This is a genomic window from Nocardiopsis sp. NPDC055551, from assembly GCF_053619415.1.
Window position 1 is genome coordinate 81653 of record NZ_JBSHJJ010000001.1, and the last position, 19230, is coordinate 100882.

Annotated in this window: 18 protein-coding genes; 15 read left to right on the forward strand and 3 right to left on the reverse strand. The window is 69.6% G+C overall.

All coding sequences use genetic code 11. From position 1 onward, the window contains the following. Positions 1-50 precede the first annotated feature (50 nt). The 12 genes from manD (at position 51) to ACWGSK_RS00395 (ending at position 12524) form a co-directional block, all read left to right on the forward strand. Positions 51-1265, forward strand: coding sequence for a D-mannonate dehydratase ManD (manD, locus tag ACWGSK_RS00340; RefSeq protein WP_452454825.1), 1215 nt, complete (start codon positions 51-53; stop codon positions 1263-1265). An 11-nt stretch (positions 1266-1276) separates the two neighbouring features. Then, positions 1277-1894: a bifunctional 4-hydroxy-2-oxoglutarate aldolase/2-dehydro-3-deoxy-phosphogluconate aldolase gene (locus tag ACWGSK_RS00345; protein ID WP_452454826.1), complete on the forward strand. Its 618-nt coding sequence runs from the start codon at positions 1277-1279 to the stop codon at positions 1892-1894. Then, on the forward strand, positions 1891-2832 hold the full coding sequence (locus ACWGSK_RS00350; RefSeq protein ID WP_452454827.1) for a sugar kinase: 942 nt from the start codon (positions 1891-1893) through the stop codon (positions 2830-2832). The genes ACWGSK_RS00345 and ACWGSK_RS00350 overlap by 4 nt, the downstream gene beginning before the upstream one ends. A 183-nt stretch (positions 2833-3015) precedes the next feature. Further along, on the forward strand, positions 3016-4245 hold the full coding sequence (locus tag ACWGSK_RS00355) for an acyl-CoA dehydrogenase family protein (RefSeq protein ID WP_452454828.1): 1230 nt from the start codon (positions 3016-3018) through the stop codon (positions 4243-4245). A gap of 87 nt (positions 4246-4332) precedes the next feature. Then, positions 4333-5112, forward strand: coding sequence for a hypothetical protein (locus tag ACWGSK_RS00360; RefSeq protein WP_452454829.1), 780 nt, complete (start codon positions 4333-4335; stop codon positions 5110-5112). Positions 5113-5161: 49 nt separating this feature from the next. Beyond that, positions 5162-5812 (forward strand): TetR/AcrR family transcriptional regulator, encoded by a 651-nt coding sequence (locus ACWGSK_RS00365; RefSeq protein ID WP_452454830.1) that lies wholly within the window; start codon positions 5162-5164, stop codon positions 5810-5812. Between the two features lie 133 nt (positions 5813-5945). Continuing rightward, the gene (locus ACWGSK_RS00370) at positions 5946-6374 is read left to right on the forward strand and encodes a MerR family transcriptional regulator (RefSeq protein WP_452454831.1); all 429 of its coding nucleotides are present in this window, start codon (positions 5946-5948) and stop codon (positions 6372-6374) included. After that, entirely contained in the window at positions 6374-7345 is a 972-nt protein-coding gene (locus ACWGSK_RS00375; RefSeq protein ID WP_452454832.1) for an aldo/keto reductase, read from the forward strand. Before ACWGSK_RS00370 ends, ACWGSK_RS00375 begins: the two co-directional genes overlap by 1 nt. 331 nt (positions 7346-7676) lie before the next feature. Further along, positions 7677-9542 carry a hypothetical protein gene (locus tag ACWGSK_RS00380; RefSeq protein WP_452454833.1) on the forward strand — a complete coding sequence of 622 codons (1866 nt, stop codon included), beginning with the start codon at positions 7677-7679 and terminating at the stop codon, positions 9540-9542. A 9-nt stretch (positions 9543-9551) separates the two neighbouring features. Continuing rightward, positions 9552-10574 (forward strand): SEC-C domain-containing protein, encoded by a 1023-nt coding sequence (locus ACWGSK_RS00385; RefSeq protein ID WP_358506491.1) that lies wholly within the window; start codon positions 9552-9554, stop codon positions 10572-10574. 122 nt (positions 10575-10696) lie between these two features. Further along, positions 10697-12004, forward strand: coding sequence for a DUF5685 family protein (locus ACWGSK_RS00390; RefSeq protein ID WP_358506577.1), 1308 nt, complete (start codon positions 10697-10699; stop codon positions 12002-12004). A 142-nt stretch (positions 12005-12146) separates the two neighbouring features. Further along, entirely contained in the window at positions 12147-12524 is a 378-nt protein-coding gene (locus tag ACWGSK_RS00395) for an ankyrin repeat domain-containing protein (protein ID WP_452454834.1), read from the forward strand. 77 nt (positions 12525-12601) lie between these two features. On the opposite strand, the gene ACWGSK_RS00400 is transcribed toward ACWGSK_RS00395, so the two are convergent. Both ACWGSK_RS00400 and ACWGSK_RS00405 read right to left on the reverse strand, forming a co-directional pair. After that, a complete protein-coding gene (locus ACWGSK_RS00400) occupies positions 12602-14074 on the reverse strand; it encodes a catalase (protein WP_452454835.1) in 1473 nt (490 codons plus the stop codon). A 384-nt stretch (positions 14075-14458) separates the two neighbouring features. Beyond that, complete coding sequence (locus ACWGSK_RS00405; protein ID WP_358506500.1) at positions 14459-16297, reverse strand: SpoIIE family protein phosphatase; 1839 nt, start codon at positions 16295-16297, stop codon at positions 14459-14461. Between the two features lie 251 nt (positions 16298-16548). On the opposite strand from ACWGSK_RS00405, the gene ACWGSK_RS00410 reads away from it, so the two are divergent. Together ACWGSK_RS00410 and ACWGSK_RS00415 are read left to right on the forward strand one after the other, a co-directional pair. Continuing rightward, positions 16549-17040: a DUF421 domain-containing protein gene (locus ACWGSK_RS00410; RefSeq protein ID WP_358506503.1), complete on the forward strand. Its 492-nt coding sequence runs from the start codon at positions 16549-16551 to the stop codon at positions 17038-17040. A gap of 96 nt (positions 17041-17136) precedes the next feature. Then, positions 17137-17847, forward strand: a complete 711-nt coding sequence (locus ACWGSK_RS00415) for a DUF2267 domain-containing protein (protein ID WP_452454836.1) — start codon at positions 17137-17139, stop codon at positions 17845-17847. 74 nt (positions 17848-17921) lie between these two features. Here the strand turns inward: ACWGSK_RS00415 and ACWGSK_RS00420 are convergent, their stop codons facing one another. Then, entirely contained in the window at positions 17922-18137 is a 216-nt protein-coding gene (locus ACWGSK_RS00420; RefSeq protein ID WP_358506509.1) for a hypothetical protein, read from the reverse strand. A gap of 366 nt (positions 18138-18503) precedes the next feature. Between ACWGSK_RS00420 and ACWGSK_RS00425 the strand changes: the two genes are divergently transcribed. After that, on the forward strand, positions 18504-19223 hold the full coding sequence (locus ACWGSK_RS00425; RefSeq protein ID WP_358506512.1) for a Crp/Fnr family transcriptional regulator: 720 nt from the start codon (positions 18504-18506) through the stop codon (positions 19221-19223). Positions 19224-19230 lie beyond the last annotated feature (7 nt).

Genomic DNA, 19230 nt, shown 5'->3' on the forward strand with positions numbered 1-19230 from the left:
CACACCGCCCCGGCCGCCCCCACCACCCCGAACCGAACGAGGAACCGACCATGAAGATCGCCTCAGCGGACGTCATCGTGACGTGCCCCGGACGCAACTACGTCACCCTGAAGATCACCACCGAGGACGGGGTCACCGGCATCGGCGACGCCACGCTCAACGGGCGTGAGCTGTCGGTGGTGTCCTACCTGCGCGACCACGTGTGCCCGCTCCTGGTGGGCCGTGACGCCGGTCGGATCAACGACATCTGGCAGTACCTGTACCGGGGCGCCTACTGGCGGCGCGGACCGGTGACCATGACCGCCATCGCCGCGGTCGACTGCGCCCTGTGGGACATCCTCGGCAAGGTCACCGGACAACCCGTCCACCGCCTGCTCGGCGGGGCCGCGCGCGAGGGCGTCATGATCTACGGCCACGCCAGCGGGGGCACCATCGACGAACTCCTCGACGACGTGGCGGGCTACCTCGACCAGGGCTACAAGGCCGTGCGGGTCCAGGTCGCCGTCCCCGGACTGGACAGCACCTACGGGCTGCACCACCCGGGCACCGGCCACACCTACGAACCCGCCGACGCGGCGATGCCCTCCGACAACGTCTGGCACACGCCCTACTACCTGGACTTCGCGCCGAAGATGATGAAGGTGGTCCGGGACCGGTTCGGCTACGACTTCCACCTGCTGCACGACGTGCACCACCGGCTCTCCCCGCTGGAGGCCGCCCAGTTGGGCAAGTCCCTGGAGCCCTACCGGATGTTCTGGATCGAGGACGCGACACCGGCCGAGGACCAGGAGGCCTTCCGGACCATCCGGCAGCACACCACCACCCCGTTGGCGGTGGGCGAGGTCTTCAACTCCATCTGGGACTGCCGGTACCTGATCGAAAACCGGCTCATCGACTACATCAGGACGTCGGTCTCCCACACCGGCGGCATCACCCACCTGCGCAAGATCTTCGACCTGGCCGACCTGCACGGGGTGCGCACCGGTTCGCACGGCGCCGGGGACCTGTCCCCGGTGTCGTTCGCCGCCGCGCTGCAGCTGGACCTGACCGTGCCCAACTTCGGCATCCAGGAGTACATGGGCCACCTGGAGCCGGCCTCCGAGGTGTTCAAGACCTCCTACACGTTCGAGGACGGCTACATGTACCCCGGCGACGCCCCCGGTCTGGGCGTGGAGATCGACGAGGAGGCCGCGGCCCGTTACCCCTACGAACCCAGGTACCTGCCGGTGAACCGCCGCTTGGACGGCTCCATGCACGACTGGTGAGGGGAGCCGACATGACGGTCTCGAACGAGGACGTCCTCGAAGCGTTGGGCGCGGCCGGGATCCTGCCCGTGCTGCGCACCCGCGACCCGTCGCGGCTGAGGGACCAGGTCCACCGGCTGCGCGACTGCGGTGCGAAGGCGGTGGAACTGACCACCTCCATCCCCGGCTGGGACGAGCGGCTCGCGGAATTCACCGAGACGATGCCGGACCTGGTCTGGGGAATGGGCACCGTCACCGAACCGGCCGTGGCCGAACGGGCGCTGGGGCACGGCGCGACCTTTCTGGTCAGCCCCTACCCGGTGCCCGAGGTGCGGCGTGCCGTGTCCGGCTCCGGGACGTTGCTGATCGAGGGCGGCCACACACCGGGGGAGCTCGCGTCGGTCGCCGCCGCGGGGGTCGCCAAGGTGTTCCCCGCACACGTGGGCGGGACCCGATATCTCCGTTCCCTGGCCCTGGTGTTGCCGGGATGCCGGCTGATACCCTCCGGCGGGATCGGCCCGCGAGAGGTGCCGGACTGGACGGCGGCCGGGGCGTTCGCGGTCGCGGTCGGCTCCGCGCTCTTGGAGGTCGACGACCTCGCCGGGCACTTCGCCGCGGCGCGCGAGAAGAGAGCAGAGGTGGAGCGGTGACGCGGTTCCTGGCCATCGGTGAGTGCATGCTCGAACTCACCCACCGCACCGAACGCGACCTACGCCTGAGCGTGGCCGGTGACACCTACAACACCGCCGTCTACCTGGCCCGGAGCACCATGCTCCAGGAGGTGGGCGTGGACTACCTGACACTGCTGGGCGACGACCACTACAGCGACCTCGTGCTGGAGACCATGCGCGGGGAAGGCGTGGGAACACACCTGGTGGGGCGGGTGAGCGGCGCGCAACCGGGGCTGTACCTGGTGCGCACCGACGACGAGGGCGAGCGTTCGTTCACCTACTACCGGTCGCGCTCGCCCGCGCGCGGACTCTTCGGCGAGGGGCACGACCTCGCCGATGGGCTGGGCGGCCACGACGTGCTCTACCTGTCCGCGGTGACTTTGCAACTGCTGACGGACAAGGCGAGGCGGCGCCTGTGGGAGCTCTTGGCGCGGGCGCGTGAGCAGGGCGCGCGTGTGGTGTTCGACAGCAACTACCGGCCCGCCGGCTGGCCGAACCGGGAGGCCGCGCGCGAGGCGGTGAGCACGGCCTATGGCCTGGCCGACACGGCGCTGTCGACCTTCGACGACGAGAGGGCGCTGTTCGGCGACGACTCACCCGAGGCGGCGGCCCGGCGTCTGAGTGGCCAGGGGCCGCGGGAGGTCGTGGTCAAGGACGGTGCCCGCGGGTGCGTGGTCCTGGTCGAGGAGGAGACCGGCTCGGAACCGGTGCACGTGCCGGCCGAGGTGGTGGACGAGGTCGTCGACACCACGGCGGCGGGGGACTCCTTCAACGCCGGCTACCTCGCGGCGCGGCTGCGGGGGGAGGGCGCCGTGGAGTCCGCTCGCCGGGCGCACGCGCTGGCCGCCAGGGTCGTGGCCCGACCCGGCGCGGTGGTCGAGGATCCGGAACTGCCGCCGCGCGGCGCCCTGCCGTAGGCGGTTCGGGGCGGGGTCCCGGTCGAGTCCCAGGCTCGACCGGGATCTTCCTGTTTCCCGAGCCCCGCACTGGTCATTCGGGTGGAGATCGCCCTGGCGTGGGGGAATTCGTGCGTGTTACCGTTGGTAACACACGTAGGCCGTCCCTCCACCCCCGGAGGGTCCGACGAAGGACGTAAGCGCATGAGTGAGGACACCGCCCCCACCTTCAGCCTGGAACCGAGTCAGGACGTCCGCGACGTCCGGGACTGGGCCCACGGGTTCGCCAAGGACGTCATCCGCCCCGCCGGGGCCGAATGGGACGAGCGTGAGGAGACGCCCTGGCCGATCATCCAGGAGGCCGCCAAGATCGGCCTGTACTCCCTGGACTTCTTCGCGAACCAGTGGCTCGAACCCAGCGGACTGGGCATCCCCGTCGCCTTCGAGGAGCTCTACTGGGGCGACCCCGGCATCGCCCTGTCCATCACCGGCACCGGCCTGGCCGCGGTCTCCGTCGCCTCCAACGGAACCCAGGACCAGCTCTTCGAATGGGTGCCGCAGATGTTCGGCACCGCCGACGACGTCAAGCTCGGCGCGTTCTGTTCCTCCGAGCCCGACGCCGGCTCCGACGTCTCCGCGATCAAGACCCGCGCCGTCTACGACCAGGCCAAGGACGAGTGGGTCCTCAACGGCGTCAAGACCTGGGCGACCAACGGCGGCATCGCCGACGTCCACGTCATCGTGGCCAGTGTGGAACCGGAACTGGGCTCGCGCGGCCAGGCGTCGTTCATCGTTCCTCCGAACACCCCGGGGCTGTCGCAGGGTCAGAAGTTCCAAAAGCACGGCATCCGCGCCTCGCACACCGCCGAGGTGGTCCTGGACGACGTGCGCGTACCCGGATCCTGCCTGCTGGGCGGCAAGGACAAGCTCGACGAGCGTCTGGCCCGCGCCAAGGAGGGCAAGCGCTCCAAGGGACAAGCCGCCATGAAGACCTTCGAGGCCTCTCGCCCGAGTGTCGGCGTCATGGCGGTCGGCACCGCGCGCGCCGCCTACGAGTACGCCCGCGACTACTCGATCCAGCGCGAGCAGTTCGGCAGACCCATCGGTGACAACCAGGGCGTGGCGTTCCTGCTCGCCGACATGGCCACCCGCATCGACGCCGCGCGCCTGCTGGTCTGGCGCGCGGCCTGGATGGCCCGCAACGGCAAGGACTTCGACAACGCCGAAGGTTCCATGAGCAAGCTCTACGCCTCCGAGACGGGCACCTTCGTCACCCAGAACGCCCTGCGCATCCTGGGCGGCAACGGCTACACCCGCGAATACCCGGTCGAGCGCTGGCACCGCGACGCCACCATCTTCACCATCTTCGAGGGCGCCAGCGAGATCCAGAAGCTCATCATCGGCCGCACCATCACCGGCCTGCCCGTTCGGTAGGGACGATCTGATCGGGGGGACGACCCCTCTCGGGAGTGGAAGGGGGTGGGCGCGGACGATCCGGACACGCCCACTACCCTTTGGCGCATGAAACCCGGCAGCGGCACCCCCACGATCACCATCCCCGGCGGATTCAACGGTCCCGACGGGTCCGGCAACGGTGGTTACAGCGCCGGCCTGCTCGCCGAACGGCTCACCGGCGTCGGCGGCACGGCCGTCCAGGTCACCCTGCGCACCCCGCCGCCGCTGGACCGGCCGCTGACCGTCGAACCCGACGGAGAGGACGCCCTGCTCCTGACCGGCGACGAGACCGAGGAGCCCGGCGAGACCACCCCGATCGCCGAGGCGGTACGCGTGGCCCCCTTCGACCGCGGCGTGATCCCCGGTGGTCCCGTCTCCGTCGCCGAGGCCGAGAACGCGAGCCGGCTCTACCCCGGGTTCGACGACCACCCCTTCCCGCGCTGTTACAGCTGTGGCCCCGAGCGCCAGGAGGGTGACGGGCTGCGCCTGTTCCCCGGCCAGGTCCTACCGGGCGACGGTCGCGCCAACGTCGGCAACACCGTCGCCTGCACGTGGGAGGTCGACGAAGCGGTCGACGACGGCACCGGCTCCGCCGCGTTCGCCCAGGTATGGGCGGCACTGGACTGCCCCGGTGGCTGGTCCCACGACATCACCGGACGCCCCATCCTGCTGGGCCGCTTCACCGCCCAGGTGCTCAGCGCCCCGAAGGTGGGCCAGACCACCGTGGTCATGGGCCGGCTGGCGTCGGTGGACGGCCGCAAGATCCACACCGCAAGCGCTCTGTACGACGCCGACGGCGGGCTCCTCGCCCAGGCCCGTGCGACCTGGATCGCGCTGAGGACCTGAACCCGCCCGGCGGCCCCGCGCCGCCCCGAAACCGCTACGGTGAACCCTTGTGGCCTTCGAAGACATCCGACAGACGGTGCCCGGTGAGAACGGCGCCCCCGCCCCCAGCCGTGGACGCAACGTGCGTGGACGCGACCCCCAACGGCGCAAGGCCATCCTGGACGCCGCCGATCGGGTGATCCAACGGGAGGGCCACGAGGCCTCCATGCTCGCCATCGCCACCGAGGCGGGCATCAGCAAACCCATCCTTTACCGGCACTTCGGTGACAAGGGCGGCCTCTACCAGGCGCTGGCCCGGCGCCACGTGGACCCGCTCATCGAGCGCATCCGCGCCGAGCTGCACCAGCACACCGACTTCGAGATCCGGGCCCGGGCCACCGTCGGCGCGTACCTGTCGATGATCTCCCAGAACCTCAACCTGTACCGGTTCCTCATGGACCGGGCCACCTCCGAGGACGTGCGCACCCGCAGCGACCTGGGCCTCATGGTCCGTCGTCTGGGCGAGGAACTCGCCGACCTGCTCCTCATCGAGAACCGTATCCAGGGTCGATTGCGCGCCCAGATCGCCGCGCACGCAGTGGTCGGCATGGTCCAGGCGGCGGGGGAGTGGTGGCTCGAACACCCCGAGGTCGGCGAGGACGAGATCATCGAGAACCTCACCGCGGCCGTGGTGGGCGCCATCCGCGGCAGCGTCGACTGACGACGGATGACCCGGGGCCACCTCATCCGCCGAACCCACCACATGCCGCCCCACCAGCGGTGTTCGGGGTTCATCGACGTTTTCCGGTCGAGGGCTTGACCTGGAGCGCGCTCCAGGTCCCATGCTTTGTCCCATGAAGGACTACTTCACCCCGGGCGAGATCGCCGAACGCTTCGAACTCACCCTGGACACCCTCCGCTACTACGAGAAGGCCGGACTGCTGCGCCGCGTCGACCGCGCGCCCAGCGGGCACCGCCGCTACCGCGCCGACGACGTCGAACTCCTCCACCTGGTGCGCTGCCTGCGCGACACCGACATGCCCATCTCCCGGCTGCGCGAATTCGCCGAACTCGTGCGCGAGGGCGACCACACCATCCCCGAACGGGTCGAGGTGTTGCAGAGCCACCAGCACCGGCTGAACGCGCACATCGAACAGATGCGCGAACGTCAGGAGGCCATCGGCCACAAGATCGACTACTACCTCGGGGTGCTCTCGGAACGTCCCGAACCCGCTCGGCGCCCCGAAGGTTCCATGGACACCCCCGTGAAGGAGACCGGCTGATGCGCCACACCACCATCGGCGACCGCACCGTCAGCGCCCTGTGCCTGGGCGCGATGCAGTTCGGCTCGACCACCGACCCCGACACCTCCCTGGCCCTGCTCGACCGGTTCGTCGACGCCGGCGGCACGTTCATCGACACCGCCGACTGCTACCAGTTCTGGGTCGAGGACGGCCGGGGGCACGAGAGCGAGACCTTACTGGGACGGTGGCGGCGCGAGCGCGGCATCACCGACGAGGTCTTCATCGCGACCAAGGTCGGCGCCCAGCCCACCATCCCCGGCGCCGGTCTGGAGGCCCAAGAAGGGCTGTCGACCCGGGCCGTCACCGCCGCGGTCGAACGCAGCAGGCGACGACTGGGCGTGGACACCCTGGATCTGCTCTACGCCCACCGAGAGGACCCCCTCACCCCGGTCGAGGAGACCATGGGCGTCTTCGCCGACCTGGTCGAGCGCGGACACGTCCGTGAGCTCGGGATGAGCAACCACCGCACGTGGCGGCTGGAACGCGCCCGCGCCGCGACCGAGAACCACGGATGGCCGCGCCCGCGCGTCCTGCAATATCGCTACACCTACCTGCAGGCCCGCAACGAGGTGCCCCTGCTCTCGCCCGGGCACACCTTCGCCACCCCGGAACTGTTCGACCACATCCGGGCCGAGGCGGCTCAGGGGCGCGAGTACACCCTGTTGGTCTACAACTCGTTGCTTTCGGGGGCCTACACCCGGCCCGACCGGCCGTTCGAGTACGCCTACGACCACCCGGGCACCCCGGCGCGCCTGGCGGTGCTCGACGAGGTCGCCAAGGAGACCGGCGGTAGCCGCAACCAGGTGGTGCTCGCCTGGTTGCTGGATCACGAACCGGCCATCGTGCCGCTCGTGGGGGTCAGCTCGATCGGCCAGCTCGACGAGGTCCTGGAAGGTGTGGACCTGCGCCTGAGCGCCGAACAGCACGAGCGCCTCACCGCCGCGCACTGAGGGCCCGCACGGAGAACGGGAGAGGGGCCGTGGCCGGGAGAGGGTGGAAAGCGCTTTCGGTCACGGCCTCGCGCGGAGCCCGTCCAGACGCTCGCGTCCGGAATCGTGGGAAGCGCTTTCAGGTGCGGGCTCGAAGCAGGGGCGGCTTCGTCGGGAGGAGAGTGCCCGGTGAAGCCGCCCTCTTCAGGCGAAGCCCTCAACCCTCACAATCGGTGTAAACGTCGCAAAGATGCACGTAGCTCTGCTTTTGCGGTTTCTTGACGCTTGCGACGGATACCTTCCCTAGGGAAGCGCGCGACCGGCCGGGTCGCCAACCCGTGGGAGGGGCCACTTGCCCGAAAGCACAGAGTCGTCCGACCGGCGTTCGGGCGCCGACGACAAGGCCTATGAGCAGATCCACTTCGCCTGGGCCGAACCCACCCTCCTCGGCCGTGTCGGACCCGGACCCGCCGCCACCTCACTGCCCGAACGGGACCAACCGGTCCTTCGCTCCTGGCGTGACCGGCTACTGCCGGCACTCACCGCCGACTACCGGTCCGCCCTGCCGGGCGTCGACCCCGGCGACTACCCCGAGACCCTGTGGGCGCACCACTACCCCGACGGGCAGAGCGCCCTCGTCTACCGATGGCCCGGCGACGTCCGCGAGGCCCACGCCTGGGCCATCGTCGGACCCACCGGCGGGCTTACCCTCTCACGCATCCTGTCCCTGCACGAGAACCCCAACACCCGACCCGCGCAGAGCCGCCCACCCACCCCCGGTTGGGCCACCATGCGCCCCCTGACCACACCCGACCCCTGGGAACTGACCGCCGCGCCCGGTGCCCTGCGTACCCGCGACCGCCGCGCCGCCGAGACCCGCATCGGCGACGAACCACTCCTCGTCGGCGCGATCGCCCGCGCCCTGGCCCACCCCGACCGGCCCATCCACATCACCCTGGACCCGGAACGCGCCGACCTGTGGCAGGCCACCCAGCTGCGATTCCTCTGGGGCATGCACCGAATCCTGCACGAGGTCCTGACGCCACGAGCCGCGATCCCCGCCGCCGGCTGGAGCTGGTCCTTCTCCACCTACGACCCGGTCCTGGGCGTGGAGGACGGTCCGCACCTGGCCTTCGGGCCACCCGATGACCCCACCTCCGCCAAGGGCCCCTTCCGGGACCCGGCCCCGGCCGAGTACCTCAAGGTCGCCGACGGCCTGGTCACGGTCCTGCGAGAGGAGGGCGGCGACGCCCTGGCCCAACACCTGCGTTCCCGGGGTGTTCCCGAGGGGGCCACCTTCGCGGGCCGGCTCGACCGGCTCCACGACTGGCTCGACCCGCGCCCGACGGCGCCCGCCCGGAACGTCGAGCCGCCGGAAGCGGAGGAAGAGCTCCAGGAGGCCCCCGACCCGTTCTCCGACACCGAGGAAGGCCCCGAGGAGCGCGAGTTCCCCGACACCGTGGACCCCCTCGAACCCGAACCGCTCCCCGAGCCTCGGGATGACCTCGAAACGGGCCCGCCCGAATCACCGGAGCCGCCCGAGCCGGAGCACCACCACGAACCGGTCCCGGAATCGAAACCGGCCTGGACCATCGGCGCCTCCTCGGGCTCCACGGCCGCCGAGATCCCCGACCCGGCCCCGGACCCAGAACCCGACCACCCCGAACCCCCCGCCCCCGATCGCCCCGAAGGTCGCACCCCCGCCGACGCCCCACCCCTGCCGGTCCTCGACGAGGCCACCGAAACGGCCGTGGGGGAGGGCGACGAACCCCTCGACTACGCCTCCGAGACCGAACCGGAGGCCGGTGAGGGATACTCCGACTCCGACGACAACTGGCCCACCCACTACGTCGACCTGCCACTGGCCCGCCTGGAACGTTGGCACCGGCGACGCGGCCCCGAAGGCGCCCGCACCGACGTGGCCGACGTACGCGCCGCCATCCGGGCCGAACGCGCCGAACTCGGACGGGTACGCGGTGAACGCGACCACTACCACTCCGAGGTCCAGGAACTACGCAGGGAGATCGCTCGCTTGGACCAGTCCTGGATCGACGCCGACTCCGCCGCCGCGAACAGACGGGGGCGCCGTTGGCCCCGCCATCTGCTCCTGTTCCTCGTCCTGCTGGTGGTCTTCGCCGCCGGCCTGGAGACGGGGGCGCGGGCCGACACCGGCGTCCTCGACCTGCTGCGCGCCATCCCCGGCCTCCCTCTTGGCTAACGTGCTGGTATGACACCCGATGAACCCCGATCGGTCGAGCCCGCCGGCCTCTTCGACCTCGAACCGTGGAAGCCGATCCACCAGCTCGACCTGCCCCAGGAGATCCTCGACGATCTCGACACGAGCGCTCCCGAGGAGACCGGAGAGATCCTCCTGATGGCGAGCGAACTCCTCCTCGCCAACGAGCGTCCGGATCAGGCCCGGCTCCTGCTCCAGACGCTTCATGCCCATCCGCCCACCCCGGAGGACGGCCAGTACGCCCTGTTCGACCTGGTCTGCCTGTATGAGGACGAGGGGAACGAGAAGGAGGCGAACCGGCTTGTGAACGAGGCCGTGAACCCGGACGAGCTGACACCGGGCCCCGCGGCGCTCTTCGCCGAACGGTTCGAGAGCCGGGGTGAGGCGGACAAGGCGCTGCGCTGCTTCAACATCGGAGCACGCGACCACCTGGCGCTCCCGGCCGACGCGATCGCCGACCTGAGCGCCTACGACCTGCTTCCGCTCCAGGGGCGGGCACGGGTGCGGAAGGCGCTCGGGATGCCCGCCGACGAACACGACACGCACACCCTCGCCGCGCAGGAACTACTCCCGGCCGACCCCCTGGGAGTGGGTGACCCGCTCGACGGGCCCCTCGGATACGACGAGGAGGAGCCGCCCGCACAAATCGTCGCCGTTCAGGTGGTCTTCTCCCGCAAGGCGCTGCCCGAGGTCCTCGAACGTGGGTGGGTCCGGCTCGAACGGACCGAGGCGACCTACTTCCTCGACGCCGAGCGGGAGCTGCGCGCCGAGGCCAAGGAACGACCGGACGTGCACTTCGTCGTGCTCACCGCGGAGGTGGGTGAGGTGGCGGACTTCGTCGCCCACACCGGACTCGACCCGTGCGACCCGAGAACCCTGATGGCGTGGAGCGAAGCCGAGGTCCCCGACGAGTCGGACCGTCGCCTGCCCTGGCCGCCCGAACGCAACCACACCTGCTGGTGCGCTTCAGGGCGCAAGTACAAGAAGTGCTGTGGATCCCCCTCCCTGCGCTGACCTGCCAGAGCGAGCGGCAAGGGCCGATGACGGGATAATCCGAACCGAATGCCCGTGACGGGAGTCGTACCCCGTTGCGTGAGAGTCCCCAGGTGGGACTCCGTGAGGAAATGGGAGCGGTCGTGTTCGGAATCCTGCGGCCCTGTCGGCACACTCTGCCCGGCGGGTTGGCCACGGAGTGGATGTCCCATCTGTGCGGGCTCTGCCTGGCCCTGCGCGATGGGCACGGTCAGGCCTCGCGCCTGGCCACCAACCACGACGGTCTGGTCATCTCGGTGCTGACCGCCGCACAGTCCCGGGCCGAGGCCGGAACCCGGGCCGTCGGCCCCTGCCTGTTGCGCGGCATGCGCTCCGCGCGGGTCGCCGACGGCACCGGTGCGAACCTGGCCGCCACGGTGTCGCTGATGCTGGCCTCCGGCAAGATCAGCGACCACATCGAGGACGGCGACGGGCGCCTCGCCCGGCCCGGGGTGCGCGCTGTCGCCGGGAGGATGGCGCGACGCTGGCAGCAGGACGCGAGGGAGGCGGGCACCGGTCTGGGCTTCGACACCTCCGCGCTCACCGCCGTCATGGATCGCCAAAGCGAGGTCGAGGCGGTCGCCGGTCCGGGCACCGACGTCCTCACCGTGACGGCACCCACCGAGGAGGCCACCGCCGAGGCGTTCGCGTACACCGCGGTGCTGGCCGAGCGCCCCGCCAACGCCGAACCGCTCCACGAGGCCGGTCGGCTCTTCGGTCGGATCGCCCACCTGCTGGACGCCGTGGAGGACCAGAAGGACGACCTCGCCAACGGTTCCTGGAACCCCCTGACCGCCACCGAGACCGGAGCCGACCGGGCCCGTGAGCTCTGCGACGACGCCGTTCTGGGCGTGCGTTTGGCCTTGGACGCCACCGAGTTCGCCGATGACCGCCTGGTCCGCGCCCTGCTCGTCACCGAACTGCGCCGAGCCGTCTCACGTACCTTCTCTCACGCCGGCCACCCGGGGCAGCCCGGATACGGTGCGGGCCATCCCGGATACGGGCCCGTCTCAGGCGGACACCACCACCCCGGGTACGGGGCCGGTGATCACTTCCACGGTGGTCACGGCGACCACGGTGGAGGTTCGGGGTCGGGACATGGACACGGCGGGGGTGGCTCCGGGGACGATGGCGGCCACCGGAGCAAGGGCGGCTGCTGCACCGCTTGCAACTGTGAGACCCCGGCCCTGGAGACACCACCCCGCTCTCGTGGCTTCTTCGCCGGTTGCGCCGCCGCTCTGTTCATGTGCTGTACCTGCCAGCTCTGCTGCCGTGGTCCACACCCCGGCCCCTGGACGGGCAAACCCCGGGAGGCCTGGTGCGACATCTGCGAATGCGTGGGGGACACCTGCGGTAACTGCTGCGGCTGTTGCGGTCGCTGCAAGGACTGCGACTGTAATTGCTGTGACTGACCCCGACCCGGTTCACCTCGGATGGATCGGGCGCCCTGGCCCGGAGCCCGCTCGGCCACCGCGGGAAATCTCGCGGAGGGCCTGTGGAAAACCCGGTCCGGAACGTAGGGGAGGCCTGGTCGGGGCTTCTAGCATGGGAACCATGAACGAACTGTCACCAGAGCAGGTCGACCGGGTGATCACCCTGGCCATGGACATGGCCCGAGAGGGGCGGTCCACCGAACTCCTGGAGTTCCTCGACCACGGACTCGCCGTCGACGTCCGCGACAACGACGGCAACACCCTGCTCATGCTCGCCGCCTACCACGGCAACGGGGAGACCGTCCGGAAGCTCATCGGACGCGGAGCCGACGTGGACCTGCGCAACGGCCGCGATCAGTCACCGTTGGCCGGAGCGCTCTTCAAGGGTGAGGACGAGGTCGTCAAGGCCCTCGTCGAGGCCGGGGCGGACCTGGACGCCGGCACACCCAGCGCCCGCGCCACCGCGCAGATGTTCGGCCGTACCGAACTGCTTTCCTGATCCCCACCATCGGCACGAAACACCGAAGAGCCGGCACGGTCGCCCGTGCCGGCTCTTCTCGCTAGTGCCGCAAAGCGTTACAGACTGCCGGCCTTGTGGGCCTCGATGGCCTTGCGCACGCCCTCACCGTAGGCCGGGTCGGCCTTGGTGCAGTTGGCGATGTGGCGCTCGATGGTGGCGTCGGAGGCCCCGTCGATCGCACGCGCGGTGTTGGCGAACAGACGCTGCTGCTCCTCGCTGTTCATCAGACGGAACAGGTCGCCGGGCTGCTGGAAGTAGTTGTCGTCGTCCTCGCGGTAGTTGAACCGGTCGGCGTTGGCGCCCACGCCCAGCGCAGGCTCGGCGTAGGCGGGCTGCTCCTGCCAGCGGCCGTAGGAGTTCGGCTCGATACCGGGAACGCTGCCCTGGTTGGCGTCCACACGCATGGCACCGTCACGGTGGTAGCTGTTGACCATCTTGGCGCCGCGCGGGTAGTTCACCGGGATCTGGTGGTGGTTGACGCCCAGGCGGTAGCGGGCGGCGTCACCGTAGGAGAACAGACGGCCCTGGAGCATGCGGTCCGGGGAGACACCGATGCCGGGGACCAGGTTGGCCGGGGTGAAGGCGACCTGCTCCACGTCGGCGAAGTAGTTCTCCGGGTTGCGGTTGAGCTCGTACTCGCCGACCTCGATGAGCGGGAAGTCCTTCTTCGACCAGACCTTGGTGAGGTCGAAGGGGTGGAAGCGGTACTCCTCGGCCTCGGCCTCGGTCATGACCTGGATGTACATGGTCCACTTGGGGAAGTCGCCCCGCTCGATGGCCTCGTACAGGTCACGCTGGGAGGACTCGCGGTCGTCGGCGACGACCTCACGGGCCTCTCCGTCGGTGTAGTTCTTGATGCCCTGCTGGGTGCGGAAGTGGAACTTGACCCAGACGCGCTCGTTCTCCTCGTTGATGAAGGAGTAGGTGTGCGAACCGAAGCCGTGCATGTTGCGGTAGCCGACGGGGAGGCCGCGGTCCGACATGACGATGGTGACCTGGTGCAGGGACTCGGGGAGGTTGGTCCAAAAGTCCCAGTTGTTCTCGGCCGAGCGCATGTTGGTGCGCGGGTCGCGCTTGACGGCGCGGTTCAGGTCGGGGAACTTCAGCGGGTCACGGAAGAAGAAGACCGGGGTGTTGTTACCGACGATGTCCCAGTTGCCCTCCTCGGTGTAGAAGCGCAGGGCGAAGCCGCGGATGTCGCGCTCAGCGTCGGCGCCACCACGCTCACCGGCGACGGTGGAGAAGCGGTTGAAGACCTCGGTCTTCTTACCGACCTCGGAGAAGATCGCGGCCTTGGTGTACTGGGAGACGTCCTTGGTGACGGTGAAGGTACCGAAGGCGCCGGAGCCCTTGGCGTGCATCCGCCGCTCGGGGATCACCTCGCGGTCGAAGTGGGCGAGCTTCTCCAGGAACCACAGGTCCTGCAGCAGCATGGGGCCGCGCGGACCGGCCGTGAGGCTGTCCTGGTTGTTGGCGACGGGGGCACCGTTCGCCGTGGTCAGCGGCTTGGTGTTGTCCTGGTACGACATGTGTTCCTTGTACCTCCACGGAAGGCGGTGGGATCACCGACAGGTGTCGGGCCTCGTGACACCCACGCGAGTGGTCTTCGCGGCGGAGTTCGTCGTGCCACGCTCGACGCCTCGGGCCGGGACCGCTCTGGTGCTTTCTCGTATTGAATCAGTTTTCTGGATTGATTCCAAACTAGGAGCCGATCCGTTTTGGGGCAAGGTGCGTGTCACGACCCGGATCGGACGCGGGAATGTGTTGTGCCTCACACGTAGGCCGCCCTCGGATGAGGTCGAGAGGCGTGCCGGTACGGGTCCCGGTCCGTGGCACGAGGAACGGGAGCGGCCGGCGGGGATGGGATGGCCCTTGTTCTCCGGGCGTGAGCCTTCCGGCGCACGGCTCTGGCGTCAGCCCGGGGTGGAGTCCGGCTCGGAGGTGTCACGCACCGGGGTGTCCTCCACCCGTGAACCGGGAGCGCCCCGATCGGGGGCGGCCGGATTGTGCGCGTGCTGGGGTGGCGCCATGTCGTCCCCGACGCCCTCACCCGCCTCCGGAATCCGCAGCGCCAACAGGGCCACGTCGTCCCCACTGGGATTGATGCGCACCAGGAGTTCGTCGAGGAAGTCCTCCAACCCCAGGTGGGTCAGGTCCATGGCGTGCCCGCGCAGCTTCTCCAACCCCGTGTCGAGATGCTCATCGCGGTTCTCGACCAGACCATCGGTGTAGAAAAGCACCGTGGATCGCTCCGGAAGCTCCTCCCACGCGTCGGGCCACTCCAACCCCAGGTGTAGGGCGGAGCTCATACCGATGAGGGGACCGTGCCCCTCCTCCAGGTATCGGGCGGTCCCGTCGGGTGTGATGAGCAACGGCGGCGGATGCCCGGCGTTGACCCAATGCAGGTGCCACGGGCCGCCGTCGGTCCCCTCGATACGGGCGATCACGACGGTGGCCATGGGCGCGTCACTGGTGTTGGTCATGACCTCGTCCAGACGCCGCATGATCTGGCTGGGCGGCTCCTGGCGGTCCCAGGCCAGCGCGCGCAGCATGTTGCGCACCTCCGCCATGTGCCCCGCCGCGTGCAGGTCGTGCCCGACCACGTCCCCGATGACCATGGTCGTGACCCCGTCGGCCAGCAGGAACACGTCGTACCAGTCCCCGCCGACCTCCGCGGCCCGCTGCGCCGGTTGGTAACGGGCGGCGAACCTCAGGTGGTCGATCTGCGGCAGCGGGGTCAGGAGCTGTCGCTGAAGGGTCACCGCCATGTCGCGCTGCTGCTCGTACAGACGGGTGCTCTCGATGACCAGACCGGTACGGCGGGCGATGTCGCCCAGGAGCAGGATCTCGGCCTCGGTGTGGCCGGCCCCCACACCGGTGCGTCCCACCGTGAGCGCGCCGAAGACCTTCCTGCGGCTGTACAGCGGCACCACCACCGCGCTGCCCTCACCCAGGACCTCGAACAACCACCGATGCGCGTGGGCGAACGGCTCGTCCGGCTCGTTCGCCTGGGCCTGGGCGTCCAGCAACACGGGGCGGGTCCCGCGCAGGGCCCGCGCCAACGCCGAACGCGACGGGTGTGAGGGCGGCGGCAACGGCCCCTTCAACGAATCGTCGACGTCGGGGGCGCCCTGGGAGTGGACGGCCGCGCGCCGCATCCGACGCTCCGTGTCGGCCTCCGGAAGCAGGTCGACCACCGCCCAGTCGCCCATCTCCGGCACCAACAACCGCACCAGTTGGTCCAACGCCTCACCTATGTGCGAGGCCGAGATGAGCAGGACCGAGCTCTCCGCGACCATGCTCAGCCGTGCGGTGAGCTCCTCCAACGCCGCCAGGTGCGACGCGGTCTGTTCCCTGGCGTCCCGGTGCTTCTTGAAGTTGTGGAAGACGATGACGGCACCCACCGTCCGATCCATCTCCTGGAGGGGCGTGGCCGCCCAGATGATGGGTACGAGCGTGCCGTCTCCGCGCAGGAAGAACTCGTCGCTGCCCTCGGTGGGCCGACCGCTGTCCAACACGCTCTGGGCGAGGCACTCCTCGCGCGGAAGCTCTTCGCCGTCGGCGTCCCTGTGCATCAGGTCGTGCAGGTCGGCGCCGAACAGCTGTTCCTCGTCGCGGCCCACGATCTGACGCGCGTAGGGGTTGGACACGGTGATGCGGCCGGCGGTGTCGATGACGAACAACCCCGCCCCCACCTCGTCGAACACCGCGCGCAGCATGGCGCTCTCCGGTGGCCCACCGGTGTCGCCCATCGTCCTCACCTCCGGCGGCCACGCCGTGGAACTTCCTCTGGGTCCTCCCCGGGCCGCGTCGGGTCGCATCGAAATACCCGATCGAACGTTGGGTACACGCAAAATCTCGGTAAGTGATGACGATCCGCGAACGGGCCTCCGGCCCACGAGCGCCGCCGAACCTCCGTGTCGTCCCCACCCGGTTCACACCGTCGGGGCGAGACTGGGGCTGTGAACCACGGCCCCACTTGTCATAGCCGAGGAGGACGCCCATGGACTGGAGCGTGATCCTTCCACCGAGCGAGTCGATCCTCGAACTCATCGCGCGGGGCAGCATCACCTTCCTCCTGCTGGTCCTGCTGCTACGGCTCGTCGGCCAACGGGAGTCCGGCGGCCTGGGCATCACCGACCTGCTCGTGGTCGTGCTCATGGCCGACGCCGCCAGCGCGGGCATGACCGGGAACGCCGACACGATCGGTGACGGCCTGGTACTGGCGGCCACCATGCTGTTCTGGAGCGTGGCGCTCGACGGGGTCGCCTACCGCTGGCCGGCCTTCGCCCACCTGATCAAGGCCCGCCCCCGACCGCTCGTCCTGGACGGCCGACTCGACCGCCGGGTGATGCGACGCGAGTTCATCACCGAGGAGGAGGTGCTCACCCAACTGCGGCTGCACGGTTACAGCGACCTCGACATGATCGCCCGCGCCTACCTGGAACCGAACGGGATGATCAGCATCGTCCCCAAACCGGACAGGAAGCCCTGAACCCGGCCCATCCCTGAGGCAAGGTGGGTTTTGTCGGCGAAACCGCAGGTTAGGAGGACCATGAGAGTCGATCATCGCTCGACGCGAGGGGGGAACATGATCGCCTATCAGGAACTCATGGAACACGTGGCCCGCGAAGGCGGCACCTCCGACAACGAGGAGGCGCGCCGAGCGCTGGAGGCCTCCGCCGAGGTACTGGCCCGGCACACCGACCCGGATACCCGCGAGTATCTGCGCGAACAACTCCCCGCGATGCTGCGCGACCATATCCCCGAGCAACCGGGTGCGCCGGCCCTGGAGAGCGGTGAACTCTCCGAGGAGGTCGCCCAACGGATCGGCTGCCCTCCGGAAAGAGGCGTGCGCCTGATGGGAGCCGTGCTCTCCGGGATCCACCGGAGCGATCCCCGGCTCGCCGAGGAACTGGCCTCTCGGCTTCCCGACGAACTCGCCGAGTGGGCCCGCGACCCCCAGGGAGCGCGCGGCCGGGCCGATACCGGCCAGACGGACACGCCCGACCGCCTGGATCAGGCCGGCCTGGAGCGGGCCTTGGAGGGGCTTCCCGACTGGCAGGGCGACACCGAGGGTCTGACCCGGTCCGTGAACCTGCCGGTCGACCGGCTCACACCGCTGCTGAACCAGGCCCACAAGGCTGCTCGCGAACTCGGTCACGGTTTCGAACACCACACCACCGGCACCGAGGTCGTCTTCACCGTGCGGACCGCCTCGATAGGCGCGGTGACCACCCGGGACATCGAGATGGCGGAACGCGTCGACGCCGCCATCGCCAAGATCGGTGCCGGCGGCTGACGCTTCCGCCGCCCACGGTCGACAAAGAGAAGGACCCGACACGTCCGTGTCGGGTCCCCTTTTCTTCTTGGAGGCTACTTCTTCTCCTCAAGACGTAGAGCGACGCCCAGAGCGAAGAAGGTGGGAGCCCACTGTCCGACGAAGATGCCCCACCGGTCGGCCCGGTCGAGGGAGGCGTCCTCCTTCTTCTTGGACATGGCCCAGCTCAGGAACGCCAGGCCGATGCTGGCGGTACCGGCGGTGTAGGCCATCTCGGAAGTGAGGCCGATTTCGGACAGCTTCGCGATCATGAGGTCCCCTCGATGTCGGGTGCGGTTCGTGGAGCACCTGCCCGGGCGAACACCAAGGTACGGGCAGGAACAGGCAAAACATGCGGTGCCCGGACACGCGCTCGCGACGGCCGGGACCGGTACCGGTGGCTCGGTGACGCCTTCCGCCTGAACTCGACCGCCACGGCGAGACCGCCCGAAGGACCGCCGAGGTACCCGGCCCGCGTTTTTCGCGCAAATGGTTGACATTATTCACAGAGTTGTATTTAAGATGATGACGCCAATACACGGAACGGCTCGCCGCTGACCCGGAGTGGGCCGCGGCCCGCCGGAAGGGGGCACCTTCACACTCGGCAGCGACCCCTGAGCGGAAAAGGAACACCCCCCATGCGCAGACACGGTTTCGGTGGGTTGCTCACCGACGACCAGTGGCACCGACTCGTCTCCTCGACCCCTTCCAGCGCCTTCACCCGTGGGCAGGTCCTCCTGCACCAGGGCGACACGGGCACCGGCGTCCACCTCATCCTCGGCGGCCGCCTCCGCGTGGAGTCGGTGTACGCCGACGGCACCCGGGCCCCGCTGGCCTTCCGATCCCACGGTGAGATCCTCGGCGAATCGGTCCTGGCCGGCGGGGGAGTGACACGCAGCGCCACCGTGGTCGCCCTGACCGACGGCGCCACCGTTCACCTGCCCGCCGAGCGTTTCCAGCGCAGGCTCAAAGAACTCGACCTGGTCTCCCGGCTGTGGGAGAGCGTGGTCAGACGGCAGAGCGAAAGCGACCAGATCCGCGTCCAGCTCTCTCGGCTACCGGCCGAACGTCGCCTGCCCGCCGCCCTGGTCCACCTGGCGACCATGCTCGGCGAGCCGATCCCGCCCCCGCTCACTGACGCGCCCGACCGGCCCGACGACCCGGGCCGAGGCGTGCTCCTGAACATCCCCCTGCCCCAACAGGAGATCGGCGGTTTCGTCGGGCTCTCCCGCACCTCCGTGCACAACGCCTACACCCGTCTCAAAGAGATGGGGCTGATCCGCACCGGTCGCCAGTACGTGGCCCTCCTCGACCTGGTCCGCCTGGAGGCCATCGCCCGGGGAGACGAACCCGGCTGAGGTGCCG